Raw genomic sequence first — 19,172 nt, 5'->3', positions numbered from 1 at the left:
CCTGCGAAAAGAAACGAGTTGCTATGGACTTGCACCGGTTGTGTTCCGGTCTATCTCTCATTTTAAGCGGCTTTTTTCTCAAATGCCACCGGCGATTTCCAGCCGAGTGTTGAATGTCTTCGGCGTGGATTATAAAAGCCATTTATATATTCGAAGATTGCAATCTCAATATCTCGCCTTGTTTGCCAGTGTCTGCGCCAAATCAACTCAGCCTTTAATGATTTAAAGAAGCTTTCTACTGCGGAGTTATCAAAACAATTGCCTTTCCCGCTCATGGACGGCAGCAATTGATGTTTGAGCAGTAGCTTTTGATATTCATGAGCGCAATATTGGCTCCCACGGTCTGTGTGTTGAATACAACCCGGTGGTGGTTTGCGTAAAGCCAACGCCATATTCAGTGCCCTTAATGCAAGATCCTGCTTTAATCGATCACCTGTTGCCCAGCCAATCACGCGACGGGAATACAGGTCAAGGATAACAGCAAGATAGACCCATCCTTCTCTGGTCCAAACATAAGTGATATCGCCTGCCCATTTCTGGTTGGGTGCGCTTGCGCTAAAGTCTTGTTTTAATAGGTTCGGTGCAATGTTGAAGGTATGATGACTATCCGTTGTCCGTTTGAATTTACGCGTTCGAACAACTGTAATGTTATTCTGGCGCATCAAACGTCCAACCCGACGCTGCCCAACCTGCAGGCCCAGCGCTTTCAACTCTTCTGTCATACGCGGCCTACCATAGCTCCCCAAACACAACCGATGCTGCTCACGTATATGCGCTAGAAGTATAAGATCACGACGCTGGCGCAGTGATGGAGGACGGCGTTTCCATGCACGTAAACCACGATCTGTTACGCCCATCAAACGACATATGCGTGAACGTGAGAGAGAGCCACGGTAATCCGTAATAAACTGAAATCTCACAGCTTTTGTACTGCGAAAAATATTGCTGCCTTTTTTAATATCTCCCTCTCCTCCCGAAGGATACGGTTCTCTTTGCGTAAACGTTCATTCTCACGCAGAAGATCAGTGTCTTGGGTAGGAATTTTAGTTTCATCGGAAATTGATGCGATCCATTTCCCAAGCGTGGAAAGCCCAATACTTAAATCTGACGCAACTTGACGGCGTGTTAAGCCACTAGTGAGTGCTATGCGAACTGCATCACGCTTAAATTCATCACTATGCTTTAATGACATATATGGTCTCCTTGATAACAAATAATGCTCTCAAAAAGACCGGAACGAAACCGAGGCAAGTCCACTACGTAAGTCCGAGAACATGCTTTCCATGGTCTCTGAGCGGCACTGTTGCAAATAGTCGGTGGTGATAAACTTATCATCCCCTTTTGCTGATGGAGCTGCACATGAACCCATTCAAAGGCCGGCATTTTCAGCGTGACATCATTCTGTGGGCCGTACGCTGGTACTGCAAATACGGCATCAGTTACCGTGAGCTGCAGGAGATGCTGGCTGAACGCGGAGTGAATGTCGATCACTCCACGATTTACCGCTGGGTTCAGCGTTATGCGCCTGAAATGGAAAAACGGCTGCGCTGGTACTGGCGTAACCCTTCCGATCTTTGCCCGTGGCACATGGATGAAACCTACGTGAAGGTCAATGGCCGCTGGGCGTATCTGTACCGGGCCGTCGACAGCCGGGGCCGCACTGTCGATTTTTATCTCTCCTCCCGTCGTAACAGCAAAGCTGCATACCGGTTTCTGGGTAAAATCCTCAACAACGTGAAGAAGTGGCAGATCCCGCGATTCATCAACACGGATAAAGCGCCCGCCTATGGTCGCGCGCTTGCTCTGCTCAAACGCGAAGGCCGGTGCCCGTCTGACGTTGAACACCGACAGATTAAGTACCGGAACAACGTGATTGAATGCGATCATGGCAAACTGAAACGGATAATCGGCGCCACGCTGGGATTTAAATCCATGAAGACGGCTTACGCCACCATCAAAGGTATTGAGGTGATGCGTGCACTACGCAAAGGCCAGGCCTCAGCATTTTATTATGGTGATCCCCTGGGCGAAATGCGCCTGGTAAGCAGAGTTTTTGAAATGTAAGGCCTTTGAATAAGACAAAAGGCTGCCTCATCGCTAACTTTGCAACAGTGCCGGATTGAATATAACCGACGTGACTGTTACATTTAGGTGGCTAAACCCGTCAAGCCCTCAGGAGTGAATCATGACCGTAGTCACGACCGCCGATACCTCCCAACTGTACGCACTTGCAGCCCGACATGGGCTCAAGCTCCATGGCCCGCTGACTGTCAATGAGCTTGGGCTCGACTATAGGATCGTGATCGCCACCGTCGACGATGGACGTCGGTGGGTGCTGCGCATCCCGCGCCGAGCCGAGGTAAGCGCGAAGGTCGAACCAGAGGCGCGGGTGCTGGCAATGCTCAAGAATCGCCTGCCGTTCGCGGTGCCGGACTGGCGCGTGGCCAACGCCGAGCTCGTTGCCTATCCCATGCTCGAAGACTCGACTGCGATGGTCATCCAGCCTGGTTCGTCCACGCCCGACTGGGTCGTGCCGCAGGACTCGGAGGTCTTCGCGGAGAGCTTCGCGACCGCGCTCGCCGCCCTGCATGCCGTCCCCATTTCCGCCGCCGTGGATGCGGGGATGCTCATCCGTACACCGACGCAGGCCCGTCAGAAGGTGGCCGACGACGTTGACCGCGTCCGACGCGAGTTCGTGGTGAACGACAAGCGCCTCCACCGGTGGCAGCGCTGGCTCGACGACGATTCGTCGTGGCCAGATTTCTCCGTGGTGGTGCATGGCGATCTCTACGTGGGCCATGTGCTCATCGACAACACGGAGCGCGTCAGCGGGATGATCGACTGGAGCGAGGCCCGCGTTGATGACCCTGCCATCGACATGGCCGCGCACCTTATGGTCTTTGGTGAAGAGGGGCTCGCGAAGCTCCTCCTCACGTATGAAGCGGCCGGTGGCCGGGTGTGGCCGCGGCTCGCCCACCACATCGCGGAGCGCCTTGCGTTCGGGGCGGTCACCTACGCACTCTTCGCCCTCGACTCGGGTAACGAAGAGTACCTCGCTGCGGCGAAGGCGCAGCTCGCCGCAGCGGAATGAGCGAACGTCGATATAGCCCGCTCGCGACGCTGTTCGCGGCGACCTTTCTCTTCCGGATCGGCAACGCGGTGGCGGCCCTCGCGCTTCCATGGTTCGTCCTGTCTCATACAAAGAGCGCGGCCTGGGCGGGCGCCACGGCCGCTAGCAGCGTCATCGCGACCATCATCGGCGCGTGGGTTGGTGGTGGCCTCGTCGATCGGTTCGGGCGCGCGCCCGTCGCATTGATCTCGGGTGTGGTGGGCGGCGTGGCCATGGCGAGCATCCCACTGCTCGATGCCGTTGGCGCCCTCTCGAACACTGGGCTGATCGCTTGCGTGGTGCTCGGTGCCGCGTTCGACGCACCCGGTATGGCCGCGCAGGACAGTGAGCTGCCCAAACTCGGCCACGTCGCCGGGCTCTCCGTTGAGCGCGTCTCGTCACTGAAAGCGGTGATCGGGAACGTCGCGATTCTAGGTGGCCCGGCCCTTGGGGGGGCCGCAATCGGCCTGCTTGGCGCTGCGCCAACGCTCGGGCTGACGGCGTTCTGCTCCGTCCTTGCAGGTCTGCTCGGCGCGTGGGTGCTTCCCGCGCGTGCCGCTCGGACGATGACCACGACGGCGACTCTCTCCATGCGCGCCGGCGTCGCTTTTCTCTGGAGCGAACCCCTGCTGCGCCCTCTCTTTGGTATAGTGATGATCTTCGTGGGCATCGTTGGCGCCAACGGCAGCGTCATCATGCCTGCGCTGTTTGTAGATGCAGGACGCCAAGTAGCAGAGCTCGGGCTGTTCTCCTCAATGATGGGGGCTGGTGGTCTCCTTGGCATTGCCATTCATGCGTCGGTCGGCGCCCGGATATCAGCGCAGAACTGGCTGGCGGTGGCATTTTGTGGCTCTGCGGTGGGCTCGCTTCTGCTTTCACAGTTGCCAGGCGTGCCGGTGCTGATGTTGTTGGGCGCGCTCGTGGGACTGCTGACCGGCTCAGTCTCTCCCATTCTCAACGCTGCCATCTACAACCGCACGCCGCCAGAACTTCTCGGCCGGGTACTCGGCACGGTCTCGGCGGTGATGCTGTCAGCCTCGCCCATGGTTATGCTTGCGGCCGGCGCGTTTGTCGACCTTGCTGGTCCGCTCCCTGGCCTCGTTGTATCGGCCGTGTTTGCGGGGCTCGTGGCTCTACTCTCGCTCCGTCTTCAATTTGCTACAATGGCGGCGGCAGCCACAGCCTCCGCCCCAACCCATACAGAAGGTGAACACTGATGCCCCGCCCCAAGCTCAAGTCCGATGACGAGGTACTCGAGGCCGCCACCGTAGTGCTGAAGCGTTGCGGTCCCATAGAGTTCACGCTCAGCGGAGTAGCAAAGGAGGTGGGGCTCTCCCGCGCAGCGTTAATCCAGCGCTTCACCAACCGCGATACGCTGCTGGTGAGGATGATGGAGCGCGGCGTCGAGCAGGTGCGGCATTACCTGAATGCGATACCGATAGGCGCAGGGCCGCAAGGGCTCTGGGAATTTTTGCAGGTGCTCGTTCGGAGCATGAACACTCGCAACGACTTCTCGGTGAACTATCTCATCTCCTGGTACGAGCTCCAGGTGCCGGAGCTACGCACGCTTGCGATCCAGCGGAACCGCGCGGTGGTGGAGGGGATCCGCAAGCGACTGCCCCCAGGTGCTCCTGCGGCAGCTGAGTTGCTCCTGCACTCGGTCATCGCTGGCGCGACGATGCAGTGGGCCGTCGATCCGGATGGTGAGCTAGCTGATCATGTGCTGGCTCAGATCGCTGCCATCCTGTGTTTAATGTTTCCCGAACACGACGATTTCCAACTCCTCCAGGCACATGCGTAAACGGAGGTGTGCAGAGTCCCTGCGGCAGGCGACGAACACGACCGTCGTCGATTAGTACCGGTACGGTCGGTGGTATCGAAGTCTTGATCACCACTCAGGTCTACGGCTTACAAATGGTGACCATCCCGATACTTGCGTCAGAGCACCGGGCCGATTCTTTGACAGTGAATCACTCCCGTAAGGTTGTGCCGGTGTGGGTGTCCCGGGTCGAGACGATACTCCGCCAATGCGCCCAGCAAACAACCTGGCCATCGCAGGTGGTGGGGAGCGGTGTGGCGGATGAGTTGGACAAGTTGGTGTAGCAGCACGAGCACGGCGAGATAACATCGCAGGAGTTCGACATGCTCAAGAGACAGCTGATTGCGAATCGCGATGCAGATTCATAACCCGATTGCGGGTTGGCTTCACTCCACCATCACCGAGCAGACTAGCACGGCGGGCTCTGTTGCAAAGATTGGCGGCAGTCAGAGGTAGGCTGTCGCTCTGCGCCGATCAGGCGGCTGCTGCGAAATGGTGGTTGAGCATGCCCATGGCCTCCGTCAGCGCCGAGGGCCCAATGCCAAAAGCTCTCTCCACAAGGCGCACCTCGCCCCTGATGCCGGGCTGCAGGCACCAGGGGCGAGCCTGTCCTTTGCGCAGGGCTCGCATGACTTCGAATCCCTTGATCGTGGCATAGGCCGTGGGGATCGATTTGAAACCGCGCACCGGCTTGATCAGTATCTTGAGCTTTCCGTGATCGGCCTCGATCACGTTATTGAGATACTTCACCTGCCGGTGGGCCGTCTCCCGGTCCAGCTTTCCTTCGCGCTTCAATTCGGTGATCGCTGCACCATAGCTCGGCGCTTTGTCGGTATTGAGCGTGGCAGGCTTTTCCCAGTGCTTCAGGCCTCGCAGGGCCTTGCCCAGGAACCGCTTCGCTGCCTTGGCGCTGCGGGTCGGCGACAGGTAGAAATCGATCGTGTCGCCCCGCTTGTCGACTGCCCGGTACAGGTAGGTCCACTTGCCCCGCACCTTGACGTAGGTTTCATCCAGGCGCCAGCTCGGATCAAAGCCACGCCGCCAGAACCAGCGCAGCCGCTTCTCCATCTCCGGGGCGTAGCACTGGACCCAGCGATAGATCGTCGTATGGTCGACCGAAATGCCGCGTTCCGCCAGCATTTCCTCAAGGTCGCGATAGCTGATCGGATAGCGACAATACCAGCGCACCGCCCACAGGATCACATCACCCTGGAAATGGCGCCACTTGAAATCCGTCATCGTTCCGTCCGTCCAATCTCCGCCAAGCATGCTCAAGCTTCACGATTTTTGCAACAGAGCCCACACGAGTATTGAGCATAGTCGAGATTGGTGCAGATCACTTCTGATATTGAACTGTCAGGAGCTGGCTGCACAACAGCCATTACGCCCAATCAACTGGTGCAGTCGTCTTCTGAAAATGACAATCCAGTTAGGGTATAGCTCAACCTGACATAGAAGCAAAAACTCAACCACCTTCTACCAACTCTCCGAACAGCTCCTTGACCTTTGTTTTCGCATCAGCAAGTGCAGTTCTGCCTTGTTCAGTGATGTCATAAACACGCCGTTCACGTCGCCCGGTGCGTTCGTGGCGTGAGGTCAGATAGCCTTTTTTTTCCAGGCCGTGCAGCATCGGGTACACGGTGCCAGCGCTCATCTCGTAGCCGTGTCGGCGTAGCTCTTCGATGATCCCCAGCCCAAAGACAGGTTCCTCGGCTGCATGGTGAAGGATGTGCAGGCGGATCAAACCGCCGTAGAGGTCTTTGTCAGTCATTTTTTGTGCCTCACAGAGCGACGCTCAACAGCCACCCAGCTGCACCGCTACCGAGGACAACCAGCCACGGCGGGAGCTTCCAGAACATAAGTGCGACAAGGGCAACTAATGCCAAGCCGAAGTCTTGCGGCTGAAAGATGGCGCTAGTCCATACAGGCTGATACAGCGCGGCCAGCAGCAAGCCGACTACAGCGGCATTGATCCCGGCCAGCGCAGCTTGGATGCCTGTATTGCGGCGCAAACGCTCCCAAAATGGCATTGATCCGACGACCAGCAAGAACGAGGGCGCGAAGATAGCCAGCAGACACACAATGCCGCCGATCCAGCCCGACGGGGCGGTGTTCATCGAGGCACCAAGAAACGCGGCGAACGTGAACAAAGGGCCGGGCACCGCTTGAGCTGCCCCGTACCCCGCGAGAAAGGATTCATTGTTGACCCAGCCGGAGGGCACCACTTCGGCTTGCAGTAATGGCAGCACAACGTGACCACCGCCGAACACCAGTGATCCGACACGATAGAAGGAATCCACCATTGCCATGGTTTGACTTGGCATCAGTTCGGCCAACACCGGCAGGCCAATCAGCAAGACAAAGAACAGCGAGAGCCAAAGCACGCCGGCCCGGTGACTGACCGTGATAGGTAGGGGGTCATGCTCAACAACTTTCGCTGGCTTGAACAATAACCGGCCTGCGATGCCTGCGATAGCAATCACGCCAACCTGTCCCCACGCGGACGGCACAAGTAAAACGACGCAGGTAGCAATTGCCATGATGGTGACTCGCAGCCCATCCGTGCATAGGTTACGCGCCATGCCCCATACTGCTTGAGCGACCACGGCCACAGCCACCACTTTTAAGCCATGCAACGCGCCCTGCGAGACGTAATCGCCATAGCTGGAGATGCCGAGCGCAAAAAGGATCAAGGCTATGGCAGACGGCAGCGTGAAGCCAGCCCAAGCAGCCAGCGCCCCGCTGTATCCAGCCCGAGACAGTCCTACCGCTATGCCGACCTGGCTGCTTGCAGGCCCTGGCAAGAACTGACAAAGCGCGACCAAGTCAGCATAGCTCCGTTCGGAGAGCCAGCGCCGCCGTGTGACAAATTCGGCGCGGAAGTAGCCCAAGTGCGCAATGGGGCCGCCAAAAGATGTCAATCCAAGCCGCAGAAAAATAAGAAAGACCGACCATGGTCTGCTGTCATCGGTAGGGTTATTCGTCATACTTTCGCCTTCATGATCTGCAACGAGTTGATCAATAATAAGCGAAATTCGATAACGAAATTCGATATAAATCTAGAAAAAAATACCTCTATGTGTACTACGCAGTTTTAGCTGTGGCTTTCACAGGAGCACGCTTACTTACGGCTTAGCGTGCTTTATTTTCCGTTTTCTGAGGCGATCCCTAGGAGCTCGGATCTCAGGACGAAGGTCTCCGCGAATGTCCGGTCGATCCGCGCGACGTCCCAGGCGGGCGTTCCCTTGGCGGACATCCACGCCGCAGCGTCGTGCATCAGCCGCACAACCTCGTCGATATCACCCGAGCAGGCGACCCGAACGTTCGGAGGCTCCTCGCTGTCCATTCGCTCCCCTGGCGCGGTATGAACCGCCGCCTCATAGTGCAGTTTGATCCTGACGAGCCCAGCATGTCTGCGCCCACCTTCGCGGAACCTGACCAGGGTCCGCTAGCGGGCGGCCGGAAGGTGAATGCTAGGCATGATCTAACCCTCGGTCTCTGGCGTCGCGACTGCGAAATTTCGCGAGGGTTTCCGAGAAGGTGATTGCGCTTCGCAGATCTCCAGGCGCGTGGGTGCGGACGTAGTCAGCGCCATTGCCGATCGCGTGAAGTTCCGCCGCAAGGCTCGCTGGACCCAGATCCTTTACAGGAAGGCCAACGGTGGCGCCCAAGAAGGATTTCCGCGACACCGAGACCAATAGCGGAAGCCCCAACGCCGACTTCAGCTTTTGAAGGTTCGACAGCACGTGCAGCGATGTTTCCGGTGCGGGGCTCAAGAAAAATCCCATCCCCGGATCGAGGATGAGCCGGTCGGCAGCGACCCCGCTCCGTCGCAAGGCGGAAACCCGCGCCTCGAAGAACCGCACAATCTCGTCGAGCGCGTCTTCGGGTCGAAGGTGACCGGTGCGGGTGGCGATGCCATCCCGCTGCGCTGAGTGCATAACCACCAGCCTGCAGTCCGCCTCAGCAATATCGGGATAGAGCGCAGGGTCAGGAAATCCTTGGATATCGTTCAGGTAGCCCACGCCGCGCTTGAGCGCATAGCGCTGGGTTTCCGGTTGGAAGCTGTCGATTGAAACACGGTGCATCTGATCGGACAGGGCGTCTAAGAGCGGCGCAATACGTCTGATCTCATCGGCCGGCGATACAGGCCTCGCGTCCGGATGGCTGGCGGCCGGTCCGACATCCACGACGTCTGATCCGACTCGCAGCATTTCGATCGCCGCGGTGACAGCGCCGGCGGGGTCTAGCCGCCGGCTCTCATCGAAGAAGGAGTCCTCGGTGAGATTCAGAATGCCGAACACCGTCACCATGGCGTCGGCCTCCGCAGCGACTTCCACGATGGGGATCGGGCGAGCAAAAAGGCAGCAATTATGAGCCCCATACCTACAAAGCCCCACGCATCAAGCTTTTGCCCATGAAGCAACCAGGCAATGGCTGTAATTATGACGACGCCGAGTCCCGACCAGACTGCATAAGCAACACCGACAGGGATGGATTTCAGAACCAGAGAAAGAAAATAAAATGCGATGCCATAACCGATTATGACAACGGCGGAAGGGGCAAGCTTAGTAAAGCCCTCGCTAGATTTTAATGCGGATGTTGCGATTACTTCGCCAACTATTGCGATAACAAGAAAAAGCCAGCCTTTCATGATATATCTCCCAATTTGTGTAGGGCTTATTATGCACGCTTAAAAATAATAAAAGCAGACTTGACCTGATAGTTTGGCTGTGAGCAATTATGTGCTTAGTGCATCTAACGCATAGTTGAGCGGCGGGCGCAGCCCGTCCGCTTGAACGCCGAGTTAGGCATCAGATGCCCTCGGCGCGGGTCGATGCACTTTTCGCACATGCCGCTCAACGCAAGATTCTCTCAATCGTTGCTTTGGCATATCGAACGAACGCGGCCGTCTCTTCGACGCGCATTGCTAGGTCGTCGTCCTCGCTACCCAGGTACGCCGCGCGTGCCTTGCAGATGAGGGGCCGATGCTCGGCAGGCAAACGCTCCGATACCCATGCGGCAGCAACGTCCTTAGGAGCAATGAGACCAGTTGAAGCGCTGTACCAAATGCGAGCAAGAGCAAGAACGACGTTCCGCTCGTCACCCTTCCAATCCGACTCTGCATTCCACTGGGCAATAGTGTCGAAAAGCGCCTTGGAGAAATGCTCCTTCGGCACCGGCTCGAAAAACGTGGCTGCGGATGGGCCTAGAAGCGCAAGGCTGTGTTGCCTCGCCTTGGTCAGCAAAATCGCAAGATCGTGATCCAGAACGGCAGGCTCGAACGTTCCGGAAAGGATGTCGTGGCGGAGCCACTCACCGAACTGAAGCTCACGCCGCGCCGGATAGCGCCAAGGCACTACTTCGCTTCGAGCGACAACAGTTAGCTCCAGCGGTCGCCATGTTCCGCCATCGCCTGGCGGTGATGAGACTTTCAGCAAATCGAGCATTAGCGCCTGCCGGAGCGAATCGTTAGGTGCGGCGCTGACGGTCACGAGCAAGTCTATGTCGCTGTCCGGCTTCAGCCCTCCATCGATCGCAGATCCGAACAGGTGGATTGTGTCCAGTGTCGCAGCCAGATGGCGCTCGATCACCGCGCGAGCGTGGGACAGCTGCTTGAAAACTTGTGCAGGGAAAAATTCACCCATGATGCCTAACGTTAAGTTCAGCGGCAGCTTTTAAGTTGCGGCTTTGTGGAATACTTTTGCGCAGCAAAACCACAAAGACGCGACTTAAAAGCTGTCCAAGGAGCGAAGCGACTGGTGCTGCAACGCATTGTTAGCCTTTTTTCCAAATCTGGTATGTATAATTTATATTAGACATAAAAAACTGTTCAAAAACCAAATTGAAATTCTCAGGCATTATAGGGAATTTGATATCACCTTCGACTTCAACGTGAACAGTAGACAAATGAATTATATCTGCTTTTTCAATAAGGCTATTATAGATTTGACCCCCGCCAGAGACATATACATGATCTGTAACTTTTGATAGCTCTTTCAAAGCATTTTCTATTGAAGGAAAAACTAGGACGTTTTCATTTGAGCTTGAAATTCCGTTCTTTGACACTACTGCATATTTGCGATTTGGAAGAACACCCATAGAGTCAAATGTTTTTCTTCCGACAAGGAGCCATTGATTATATGTGAGCGCTTTAAAGAGTAGTTGCTCACCTTTTACTGACCACGGGATATCAGGACCACTACCGATTACGCCATTTTCTGACACTGCAGAAATCAATGATATTTTCAATTTAACTCCCTTAATGGCTAACTTTGTTTTAGGGCGACTGCCCTGCTGCGTAACATCGTTGCTGCTCCATAACATCAAACATCGACCCACGGCGTAACGCGCTTGCTGCTTGGATGCCCGAGGCATAGACTGTACAAAAAAACAGTCATAACAAGCCATGAAAACCGCCACTGCGCCGTTACCACCGCTGCGTTCGGTCAAGGTTCTGGACCAGTTGCGTGAGCGCATACGCTACTTGCATTACAGTTTACGAACCGAACAGGCTTATGTCCACTGGGTTCGTGCCTTCATCCGTTTCCACGGTGTGCGTCACCCGGCAACCTTGGGCAGCAGCGAAGTCGAGGCATTTCTGTCCTGGCTGGCGAACGAGCGCAAGGTTTCGGTCTCCACGCATCGTCAGGCATTGGCGGCCTTGCTGTTCTTCTACGGCAAGGTGCTGTGCACGGATCTGCCCTGGCTTCAGGAGATCGGAAGACCTCGGCCGTCGCGGCGCTTGCCGGTGGTGCTGACCCCGGATGAAGTGGTTCGCATCCTCGGTTTTCTGGAAGGCGAGCATCGTTTGTTCGCCCAGCTTCTGTATGGAACGGGCATGCGGATCAGTGAGGGTTTGCAACTGCGGGTCAAGGATCTGGATTTCGATCACGGCACGATCATCGTGCGGGAGGGCAAGGGCTCCAAGGATCGGGCCTTGATGTTACCCGAGAGCTTGGCACCCAGCCTGCGCGAGCAGCTGTCGCGTGCACGGGCATGGTGGCTGAAGGACCAGGCCGAGGGCCGCAGCGGCGTTGCGCTTCCCGACGCCCTTGAGCGGAAGTATCCGCGCGCCGGGCATTCCTGGCCGTGGTTCTGGGTTTTTGCGCAGCACACGCATTCGACCGATCCACGGAGCGGTGTCGTGCGTCGCCATCACATGTATGACCAGACCTTTCAGCGCGCCTTCAAACGTGCCGTAGAACAAGCAGGCATCACGAAGCCCGCCACACCGCACACCCTCCGCCACTCGTTCGCGACGGCCTTGCTCCGCAGCGGTTACGACATTCGAACCGTGCAGGATCTGCTCGGCCATTCCGACGTCTCTACGACGATGATTTACACGCATGTGCTGAAAGTTGGCGGTGCCGGAGTGCGCTCACCGCTTGATGCGCTGCCGCCCCTCACTAGTGAGAGGTAGGGCAGCGCAAGTCAATCCTGGCGGATTCACTACCCCTGCGCGAAGGCCATCGGTGCCGCATCGAACGGCCGGTTGCGGAAAGTCCTCCCTGCGTCCGCTGATGGCCGGCAGCAGCCCGTCGTTGCCTGATGGATCCAACCCCTCCGCTGCTATAGTGCAGTCGGCTTCTGACGTTCAGTGCAGCCGTCTTCTGAAAACGACAATGGAGGTGGTAGCCGAGGGTGTGGAAACACCCGACTGCCTTGCGTGGTTGCGGCAGGCGGGTTGCGACACGGTGCAGGGTTTCCTGTTCGCCAGGCCGATGCCGGCGGCGGCCTTCGTCGGCTTCGTCAACCAATGGAGGAACACCACCATGAACGCCAATGAACCGAGCACCAGTTGCTGCGTGTGCTGCAAGGAAATCCCGCTCGATGCCGCCTTCACGCCGGAAGGGGCCGAGTACGTGGAGCATTTCTGCGGGCTGGAGTGCTATCAGCGCTTCCAGGCGCGGGCCAGCACTGCGACCGAAACCAGCGTCAAACCGGACGCTTGTGATTCGCCGCCGTCAGGTTGAGGCATACCCTAACTTGATGTCAGGCAGGGCCGCGCCGCTTCGTCAGAATAGAGTCTGCTTTCCCATTTTTTGACACATGCCCGCGAAGGTTATAGATTTCAGCCTGACAGAAATGGGCTTTGAGGCACAACGGAACAGAAAGTGCACTTAAGCCGCCTTCAACCAAGGAGACATCGTGCAGGGGCACCGCATCGGCTACGTCCGGGTCAGCAGCTTTGACCAGAACCCGGAACGCCAGCTGGAACAAACCCAGGTGAGCAAGGTGTTCACCGACAAGGCATCGGGCAAGGACACCCAGCGCCCCCAGCTCGAAGCGCTGCTGAGCTTCGTCCGCGAAGGCGATACAGTGGTGGTGCACAGCATGGATCGGCTGGCCCGCAACCTCGATGACCTGCGTCGCTTGGTACAGAAGCTGACTCAGCGCGGCGTGCGCATCGAGTTCCTGAAGGAGGGCCTGGTGTTCACTGGCGAGGACTCGCCGATGGCCAACCTGATGCTGTCGGTGATGGGGGCCTTCGCTGAGTTCGAGCGCGCCCTGATCCGCGAGCGGCAGCGTGAGGGCATCGCCTTGGCCAAGCAGCGTGGCGCGTACCGGGGCCGCAAGAAAGCCCTGTCCGATGAGCAGGCTGCTACCCTGCGGCAGCGAGCGACGGCCGGCGAGCCCAAGGCGCAGCTTGCCCGCGAGTTCAACATCAGCCGGGAAACCCTCTACCAGTACCTCCGCACGGACGACTGACACATGCCGCGTCGCTTGATCCTCTCGGCCACGGAGCGGGACACCCTGCTTGCGCTGCCGGAAAGCCAGGATGACCTGATCCGCTACTACACCTTCAACGACTCCGACCTGTCGCTGATCCGCCAGCGACGCGGCGACGCCAACCGCCTCGGCTTCGCCGTGCAGCTCTGCCTGCTGCGCTACCCCGGTTACGCGCTGGGAACCGACAGCGAGCTGCCCGAGCCGGTCATCCTGTGGGTGGCGAAGCAAGTCCAGGCCGAGCCGGCGAGCTGGGCAAAGTACGGCGAGCGCGACGTGACCCGTCGCGAGCATGCCCAGGAACTGCGCACCTACCTGCAACTGGCCCCGTTCGGCCTGTCCGACTTCCGCGCCCTGGTGCGCGAGCTAACCGAGCTGGCCCAGCAGACCGACAAAGGCTTGCTGCTGGCCGGTCAGGCCCTGGAGAGCCTACGGCAGAAACGACGCATCCTGCCGGCGCTGAGCGTGATTGACCGGGCCTGCTCGGAAGCCATTGCGCGAGCCAATCGGCGGGTCTACCGCGCCCTGGTCGAACCACTCACGGACTCGCATCGGGCCAAGCTGGACGAGCTGTTGAAGCTCAAGGCCGGCAGCAGCATCACCTGGTTGACCTGGCTGCGCCAGGCACCGCTGAAACCCAACTCTCGGCACATGCTGGAACACATCGAGCGGCTGAAGACATTTCAGTTGGTGGACTTGCCCGAAGGCCTGGGCCGGCACATCCACCAGAACCGCCTGCTCAAGCTGGCCCGCGAGGGTGGGCAGATGACGCCCAAAGACCTCGGTAAGTTCGAGCCGCAGCGCCGCTACGCGACCCTGGCCGCCGTGGTGCTGGAGAGCACCGCGACCGTGATCGATGAGCTGGTCGATCTGCATGACCGCATCCTGGTCAAGCTGTTCAGCGGCGCGAAGCACAAGCATCAGCAGCAGTTCCAGAAGCAGGGCAAGGCGATCAACGACAAGGTGCGCCTGTACTCCAGGATCGGCCAGGCGCTGCTGGAAGCGAAGGAAAGCGGCAGCGACCCCTATGCCGCCATCGAGGCGGTGATTCCCTGGGACGAGTTCACCGAGAGCGTCAGCGAGGCCGAGCTGCTGGCCCGGCCGGAAGGCTTCGACCACCTGCACCTGGTCGGCGAGAACTTCGCCACCCTGCGCCGTTACACGCCGGCCTTGCTGGAGGTGCTGGAACTGCGCGCCGCGCCGGCCGCGCAAGGCGTGCTGGCAGCCGTGCAGACCCTGCGTGAGATGAACGCCGACAACCTGCGCAAGGTGCCGGCCGATGCACCCACGGCCTTCATCAAGCCGCGCTGGAAGCCGCTGGTGATCACCCCGGAATGCCTCGACCGGAAATTCTACGAAATCTGCGCCCTGTCCGAGCTGAAGAACGCCCTGCGCTCCGGCGACATCTGGGTCAAGGGCTCGCGGCAGTTCCGCGACTTCGACGACTACCTGCTGCCGGCCGAGAAGTTCGCCGCACTCAAGCGCGAGCAGGCCCTGCCCCTGGCGATCAACCCGAACAGCGACCAGTACCTGGAAGAGCGTTTGCAGCTGCTGGACGAGCAGTTGGCCACCGTCACCCGCCTGGCCAAGGACAACGAGCTGCCCGATGCCATCCTCACCGAGTCAGGGCTGAAAATCACCCCGCTGGATGCGGCGGTGCCGGATCGGGCGCAGGCGCTGATCGACCAAACCAGCCAGTTACTGCCGCGCATCAAGATCACCGAACTGCTGATGGACGTGGACGACTGGACGGGCTTCAGCCGCCACTTCACCCACTTGAAGGACGGGGCCGAGGCCAAAGACAGGACGTTGCTGCTGTCCGCAATCCTCGGTGATGCGATCAACCTCGGGCTGACCAAGATGGCCGAGTCGAGCCCCGGCCTGACCTACGCCAAGCTGTCCTGGCTGCAAGCCTGGCACATCCGCGACGAAACCTATTCGGCGGCCTTGGCCGAGCTGGTCAACCACCAGTATCGCCACGCCTTTGCCGCCCACTGGGGCGACGGCACGACCTCATCCTCCGATGGCCAGCGCTTCCGCGCGGGTGGCCGGGGCGAGAGCACCGGGCACGTCAACCCGAAGTACGGTAGCGAGCCGGGACGGCTGTTCTATACCCATATCTCCGACCAGTACGCGCCGTTCAGCACCCGCGTGGTGAATGTCGGCGTCCGCGATTCCACCTATGTGCTCGACGGCCTGCTGTACCACGAGTCCGACCTGCGGATCGAGGAGCACTACACCGACACGGCCGGCTTCACCGATCACGTCTTTGCCCTGATGCACCTGCTAGGCTTCCGCTTCGCGCCGCGCATCCGCGACCTCGGCGAAACCAAGCTGTACGTGCCGCAGGGCGTGCAAGCCTACCCGACGTTGCGCCCGCTGATCGGCGGCACCCTGAACATCAAGCACGTGCGTGCCCACTGGGACGACATCCTGCGCCTGGCCAGCTCGATCAAGCAGGGCACCGTCACCGCCTCGCTGATGCTGCGCAAGCTCGGCAGCTACCCGCGCCAGAACGGACTGGCCGTGGCCCTGCGCGAGCTGGGCCGGATCGAGCGCACGCTGTTCATCCTGGACTGGCTGCAAAGTGTTGAACTGCGCCGCCGCGTGCATGCCGGCCTGAACAAAGGTGAGGCGCGCAACTCGCTGGCCAGGGCGGTGTTCTTCAACCGCCTTGGGGAAATCAGGGATCGGAGCTTCGAGCAGCAGCGCTACCGGGCCAGCGGCCTCAACCTGGTGACGGCGGCTATCGTGCTGTGGAACACGGTGTACCTGGAACGCGCCACCCAGGGGTTGGTCGAGGCCGGCAAGCCGGTGGACGGCGAGCTGCTGCAATTCCTGTCGCCGCTGGGCTGGGAGCACATCAACCTAACCGGCGATTACGTCTGGCGGCAGAGCCGCAGACTGGAAGACGGGAAGTTTCGGCCCTTACGGATGCCCGGAAAACCTTAGCGTACGATTTTTTCCGAATTCTGCGGGCTCCCCATATTCACCGGGCCAGTAACCCGCACCTTTTCGGGGTGGGATAAGGGCGCTGATTTTCTTACGCCGCAGTTCATCGTGACAGAGCCGGGTGTCGTAAGCGCCATCTGCCGATGCTGCCCTGATTTTTCTGTGAGTCTGCCGGATAAGACCCGGGAAGGCTTCTGAGTCCGTTACGTTGTTCAGCGACAGGTCTGCACAGATGATTTCATGTGTGTTGCTGTCAACGGCCAGATGCAACTTCCGCCAGATACGACGGCGTTCTTTGCCGTGTTTTTTGACTTTCCATTCGCCTTCACCAAAGACCTTCAGCCCGGTGGAATCAATCACCAGATGCGCGATTTCACCTCGGGTGAACGTTTTGAAACTGACATTAACCGACTTTGCGCGCTTGCTGACACTGGTGTAATCCGGGCAGCGCAACGGAACATTTATCAGTGTAAAAATGGAATCAATAAAACCCTGTGCAGCCCGCAGGGTCAGCCTGAACACGCGTTTAATGACCAGAACGGTGGTGACGGCGAGATCAGAATAGCGCTGAGGTCTTCCCCGTGATGAAGGCGTTGCCGACTCATACCAGGCCTGAATGGCTTCATCATCCAGCCAGAAAGTTATGGAGCCACGGTTGATGAGGGCTTTATTGTAGGTGGGCCAGTTGGTGATTTTGAACTTTTGCTTTGCCACGGAACGGTCTGCGTTGTCGGGAAGATACGTGCTCTGATCCTTCAACTCAGCAAAAGTTCGATTTATTCAACAAAGCCGTCTCCCGTATGACGGGTTCTATTTAAGATGATGTTAATTTCAGTATCTGTTATTACAGTTGGGTATCGGTGATGCTGCCAACTTACTGATTTAGTGTATGATGGTGTTTTTGAGGTGCTCCAGTGGCTTCTGTTTCTATGGGGTCAGTTTGGATATCGAAAATTATTGTACGTTAAGGTCGTTTTTTGACCTTTCTACTTTAGCTGGCCTCAGCCGACGAAACTTACCGGAGGCCGGTATTCTGTTGTTTTTCCAGATGTAATCGCCTGTCAGATTGATATGCTCCCAGCCTAACGGCGACAAATGTGACAGCAGTTGCTCGTTGATCTTCACCCCTTTACGCTTCAGGGCATCGACCGCTCTTTCCATATACACTGTATTCCACAGCGAGATAGTTGCTGTCAGCAGCGTCAGTCCACTGGCGCGGTAGCTCTGATTTTCCGGTTTACGATCCCTGATTTCACCCAGACGGTGCAGGAATACCGCGCGCGCTAGAGAGAGCTCCCATCGCTGCGCGACGGGCCCCAACCGGAGAACCAAGTTAGTTACAGCATTCAAATGAAAATTCATCATAAAACCGGCGCCGGTTTGCCAGCCAGGAGCCCCTCCCCACCACTGAAAAGCGCCGCCGCCCCCGGCCGAAGGCCGGGAGTAGTGTCGCTTTTAATGATGGGTGTTGTAACTACTCTTCGTCATCTCTGTGAGTAGTGTCGCGGTAAGTTCTGGGATACACGCTCGTAAGCGGCCCTAACGGCCCGCTAACGCGGAGATACGCCCCGACTGCGGCTGTCGCCTTGCCGGGACCACTCCGACCGCGTACAGAGGCATCTGAGCCGTTTTTAGCGGGTATAGCTTTGCAGGGAAGGGGGTGGGTGAGGCAGAACCTGTCAAAACAGCAGCCGGCTGCGCCGGGCGACGGCGCCATTTACCCGCAGTACTCCATTCAACTTCAGCTGGCGCCTCCATGCCGCTGACGCGGCATTATCTATACTTTAAGTCTGGCCACTGGAGGTAACCATGTGCGGACGTTTTTCTCAGTCTATGACGCGGGAAGAGTATCTTTCTCTCCTCGCCAATGAAGCCGATCGAAATATTGCCTACGGGCTTTGTTGAATAAATCAGATTTCGGGTAAGTCTCCCCCGTAGCGGGTTGTGTTTTCAGGCAATACGCACGCTTTCAGGCATACCTGCTTTCGTCATTTTGTTCAGCGCTCGTACCAGGGCCATAGCCTCTGCAACCTGACCATCGTAGTCACGCAGTGTCAGTGAACCTCCGAACAGCTGTTTTACCCGGTACATCGCCGTTTCCGCTATCGAGCGACGGTTGTAATCTGTTGTCCATTTCCACCGCGCATTACTCCCGGTCAGCCGCTGATTCGCAACAGCACGGTTACGGTCTGCATATTCACCGGGCCAGTAACCCGCGCCTTTTCGGGGCGGGATAAGCGCGCTGATTTTCTTACGCCGCAGTTCATCGTGACAGAGTTGGGTGTCGTAAGCGCCGTCTGCCGATGCTGCCCTGATTTTTCTGTGAGTCTGCCGGATAAGACCCGGGAAGGCTTCTGAGTCCGTCACATTGTTCAGCGACAGGTTTGCACAGATGATTTCATGTGTGTTGCTGTCAACTGCCAGATGCAACTTTCGCCATATACGACGGCGTTCCTGGCCATGCTTTTTGACTTTCCATTCGCCTTCACCAAAGACCTTCAGCCCGGTGGAATCAATCACCAGATGCGCGATTTCACCCCGGGTGAACGTTTTGAAACTGAC

Annotated in this window: 18 protein-coding genes and 4 pseudogenes; 10 read left to right on the top strand and 12 right to left on the bottom strand. The window is 58.0% G+C overall.

What is annotated here, in order from left to right:
* Positions 1-62: 62 nt before the first annotated feature.
* Positions 63-1,192 (bottom strand): IS3-like element IS1133 family transposase gene (locus OGV57_RS07690; RefSeq protein ID WP_085959879.1). Its coding sequence is split into 2 segments (ribosomal slippage): positions 63-946 and positions 946-1,192, totalling 1,131 coding nucleotides; the frame shifts between segments, so codons are not numbered across the junction.
* 167 nt (positions 1,193-1,359) lie between these two features.
* Here OGV57_RS07690 and OGV57_RS07685 point away from each other — a divergent pair.
* The 4 genes from OGV57_RS07685 (at position 1,360) to mphR(A) (ending at position 4,910) form a co-directional block, all read left to right on the top strand.
* Complete coding sequence (locus OGV57_RS07685; protein WP_001067855.1) at positions 1,360-2,064, top strand: IS6-like element IS26 family transposase; 705 nt, start codon at positions 1,360-1,362, stop codon at positions 2,062-2,064.
* 121 nt (positions 2,065-2,185) lie between these two features.
* Positions 2,186-3,091, top strand: coding sequence for an Mph(A) family macrolide 2'-phosphotransferase (locus OGV57_RS07680; protein WP_000219391.1), 906 nt, complete (start codon positions 2,186-2,188; stop codon positions 3,089-3,091).
* The gene (gene mrx(A), locus OGV57_RS07675; RefSeq protein WP_000004159.1) at positions 3,088-4,326 is read left to right on the top strand and encodes a phosphorylated macrolide efflux MFS transporter Mrx(A); all 1,239 of its coding nucleotides are present in this window, start codon (positions 3,088-3,090) and stop codon (positions 4,324-4,326) included. The genes OGV57_RS07680 and mrx(A) overlap by 4 nt, the downstream gene beginning before the upstream one ends.
* Positions 4,326-4,910 carry a macrolide-binding transcriptional repressor MphR(A) gene (mphR(A), locus tag OGV57_RS07670; RefSeq protein ID WP_001137892.1) on the top strand — a complete coding sequence of 195 codons (585 nt, stop codon included), beginning with the start codon at positions 4,326-4,328 and terminating at the stop codon, positions 4,908-4,910. Before mrx(A) ends, mphR(A) begins: the two co-directional genes overlap by 1 nt.
* Before the next feature lie 492 nt (positions 4,911-5,402).
* Here the strand turns inward: mphR(A) and OGV57_RS07665 are convergent, their stop codons facing one another.
* The 8 genes and pseudogenes from OGV57_RS07665 to dfrA17 form a co-directional block, all read right to left on the bottom strand.
* The gene (locus tag OGV57_RS07665) at positions 5,403-6,167 is read right to left on the bottom strand and encodes an IS6-like element IS6100 family transposase (RefSeq protein ID WP_001389365.1); all 765 of its coding nucleotides are present in this window, start codon (positions 6,165-6,167) and stop codon (positions 5,403-5,405) included.
* A gap of 226 nt (positions 6,168-6,393) precedes the next feature.
* Complete coding sequence (locus OGV57_RS07655) at positions 6,394-6,699, bottom strand: PadR family transcriptional regulator (protein WP_000130000.1); 306 nt, start codon at positions 6,697-6,699, stop codon at positions 6,394-6,396.
* Positions 6,700-6,709: 10 nt separating this feature from the next.
* Positions 6,710-7,915: a chromate efflux transporter gene (gene chrA / locus OGV57_RS07650; protein ID WP_000184001.1), complete on the bottom strand. Its 1,206-nt coding sequence runs from the start codon at positions 7,913-7,915 to the stop codon at positions 6,710-6,712.
* Between the two features lie 161 nt (positions 7,916-8,076).
* Positions 8,077-8,274 (bottom strand): annotated as a pseudogene (locus OGV57_RS07645) (hypothetical protein); the annotation flags it as partial.
* A 127-nt stretch (positions 8,275-8,401) separates the two neighbouring features.
* On the bottom strand, positions 8,402-9,241 hold the full coding sequence (sul1, locus tag OGV57_RS07640; RefSeq protein ID WP_000259031.1) for a sulfonamide-resistant dihydropteroate synthase Sul1: 840 nt from the start codon (positions 9,239-9,241) through the stop codon (positions 8,402-8,404).
* A complete protein-coding gene (locus OGV57_RS07635) occupies positions 9,235-9,582 on the bottom strand; it encodes a quaternary ammonium compound efflux SMR transporter QacE delta 1 (protein ID WP_000679427.1) in 348 nt (115 codons plus the stop codon). The genes sul1 and OGV57_RS07635 overlap by 7 nt, the downstream gene beginning before the upstream one ends.
* A gap of 205 nt (positions 9,583-9,787) precedes the next feature.
* On the bottom strand, positions 9,788-10,576 hold the full coding sequence (locus OGV57_RS07630) for an ANT(3'')-Ia family aminoglycoside nucleotidyltransferase AadA5 (RefSeq protein ID WP_000503573.1): 789 nt from the start codon (positions 10,574-10,576) through the stop codon (positions 9,788-9,790).
* 130 nt (positions 10,577-10,706) lie between these two features.
* Positions 10,707-11,180, bottom strand: coding sequence for a trimethoprim-resistant dihydrofolate reductase DfrA17 (dfrA17, locus tag OGV57_RS07625; RefSeq protein ID WP_001389366.1), 474 nt, complete (start codon positions 11,178-11,180; stop codon positions 10,707-10,709).
* Between the two features lie 157 nt (positions 11,181-11,337).
* On the opposite strand from dfrA17, the gene intI1 reads away from it, so the two are divergent.
* From intI1 to OGV57_RS07600, 4 genes are all read left to right on the top strand, one after another.
* Positions 11,338-12,351 carry a class 1 integron integrase IntI1 gene (gene intI1, locus OGV57_RS07620; protein ID WP_000845048.1) on the top strand — a complete coding sequence of 338 codons (1,014 nt, stop codon included), beginning with the start codon at positions 11,338-11,340 and terminating at the stop codon, positions 12,349-12,351.
* 202 nt (positions 12,352-12,553) lie between these two features.
* A complete protein-coding gene (locus tag OGV57_RS23695) occupies positions 12,554-12,904 on the top strand; it encodes a DUF3330 domain-containing protein (RefSeq protein ID WP_000454193.1) in 351 nt (116 codons plus the stop codon).
* A gap of 175 nt (positions 12,905-13,079) precedes the next feature.
* Positions 13,080-13,640: a recombinase family protein gene (locus OGV57_RS07605; RefSeq protein WP_001161490.1), complete on the top strand. Its 561-nt coding sequence runs from the start codon at positions 13,080-13,082 to the stop codon at positions 13,638-13,640.
* A 3-nt stretch (positions 13,641-13,643) separates the two neighbouring features.
* Positions 13,644-16,610, top strand: a complete 2,967-nt coding sequence (locus OGV57_RS07600; protein ID WP_286530937.1) for a Tn3-like element TnAs1 family transposase — start codon at positions 13,644-13,646, stop codon at positions 16,608-16,610.
* Here OGV57_RS07600 and OGV57_RS07595 read toward each other — a convergent pair.
* Both OGV57_RS07595 and OGV57_RS07590 read right to left on the bottom strand, forming a co-directional pair.
* Complete coding sequence (locus OGV57_RS07595) at positions 16,587-17,369, bottom strand: IS5 family transposase (RefSeq protein WP_375338232.1); 783 nt, start codon at positions 17,367-17,369, stop codon at positions 16,587-16,589. The genes OGV57_RS07600 and OGV57_RS07595 overlap by 24 nt on opposite strands.
* A gap of 205 nt (positions 17,370-17,574) precedes the next feature.
* A pseudogene (locus tag OGV57_RS07590) lies at positions 17,575-17,900 on the bottom strand (Tn3 family transposase); the annotation flags it as partial.
* A 155-nt stretch (positions 17,901-18,055) separates the two neighbouring features.
* On the opposite strand from OGV57_RS07590, the pseudogene OGV57_RS23805 reads away from it, so the two are divergent.
* Both OGV57_RS23805 and OGV57_RS07585 read left to right on the top strand, forming a co-directional pair.
* A pseudogene (locus OGV57_RS23805) lies at positions 18,056-18,376 on the top strand (replication-associated protein RepA4); the annotation flags it as partial.
* 43 nt (positions 18,377-18,419) lie between these two features.
* Positions 18,420-18,503: pseudogene (locus OGV57_RS07585) on the top strand (SOS response-associated peptidase); the annotation flags it as partial.
* A gap of 57 nt (positions 18,504-18,560) precedes the next feature.
* Here the strand turns inward: OGV57_RS07585 and OGV57_RS07580 are convergent.
* Positions 18,561-19,172: IS5 family transposase (locus tag OGV57_RS07580; protein ID WP_072820579.1), on the bottom strand; the 612-nt coding region annotated here is incomplete at its 5' end.

The sequence above is a fragment of the Citrobacter sp. Cf087 genome (assembly GCF_030334285.1).
Lineage (GTDB): Bacteria > Pseudomonadota > Gammaproteobacteria > Enterobacterales > Enterobacteriaceae > Citrobacter > Citrobacter freundii.
Note: the sequence above shows the minus strand (reverse complement) of the source record. Positions and strands in the feature narration are given on the sequence as shown.

Coding starts and splice junctions, on each gene's coding strand:
- OGV57_RS07685 (WP_001067855.1), top strand. CDS start 1,360: ATGAACCCATTCAAAGGCCGGCATTTTCAGCGTGACATCATTCTGTGG.
- OGV57_RS07680 (WP_000219391.1), top strand. CDS start 2,186: ATGACCGTAGTCACGACCGCCGATACCTCCCAACTGTACGCACTTGCA.
- OGV57_RS07665 (WP_001389365.1), bottom strand. CDS start 6,167: ATGACGGATTTCAAGTGGCGCCATTTCCAGGGTGATGTGATCCTGTGG.
- OGV57_RS07655 (WP_000130000.1), bottom strand. CDS start 6,699: ATGACTGACAAAGACCTCTACGGCGGTTTGATCCGCCTGCACATCCTT.
- chrA (WP_000184001.1), bottom strand. CDS start 7,915: ATGACGAATAACCCTACCGATGACAGCAGACCATGGTCGGTCTTTCTT.
- sul1 (WP_000259031.1), bottom strand. CDS start 9,241: ATGGTGACGGTGTTCGGCATTCTGAATCTCACCGAGGACTCCTTCTTC.
- OGV57_RS07635 (WP_000679427.1), bottom strand. CDS start 9,582: ATGAAAGGCTGGCTTTTTCTTGTTATCGCAATAGTTGGCGAAGTAATC.
- OGV57_RS07630 (WP_000503573.1), bottom strand. CDS start 10,576: ATGGGTGAATTTTTCCCTGCACAAGTTTTCAAGCAGCTGTCCCACGCT.
- intI1 (WP_000845048.1), top strand. CDS start 11,338: ATGAAAACCGCCACTGCGCCGTTACCACCGCTGCGTTCGGTCAAGGTT.
- OGV57_RS23695 (WP_000454193.1), top strand. CDS start 12,554: ATGGAGGTGGTAGCCGAGGGTGTGGAAACACCCGACTGCCTTGCGTGG.
- OGV57_RS07600 (WP_286530937.1), top strand. CDS start 13,644: ATGCCGCGTCGCTTGATCCTCTCGGCCACGGAGCGGGACACCCTGCTT.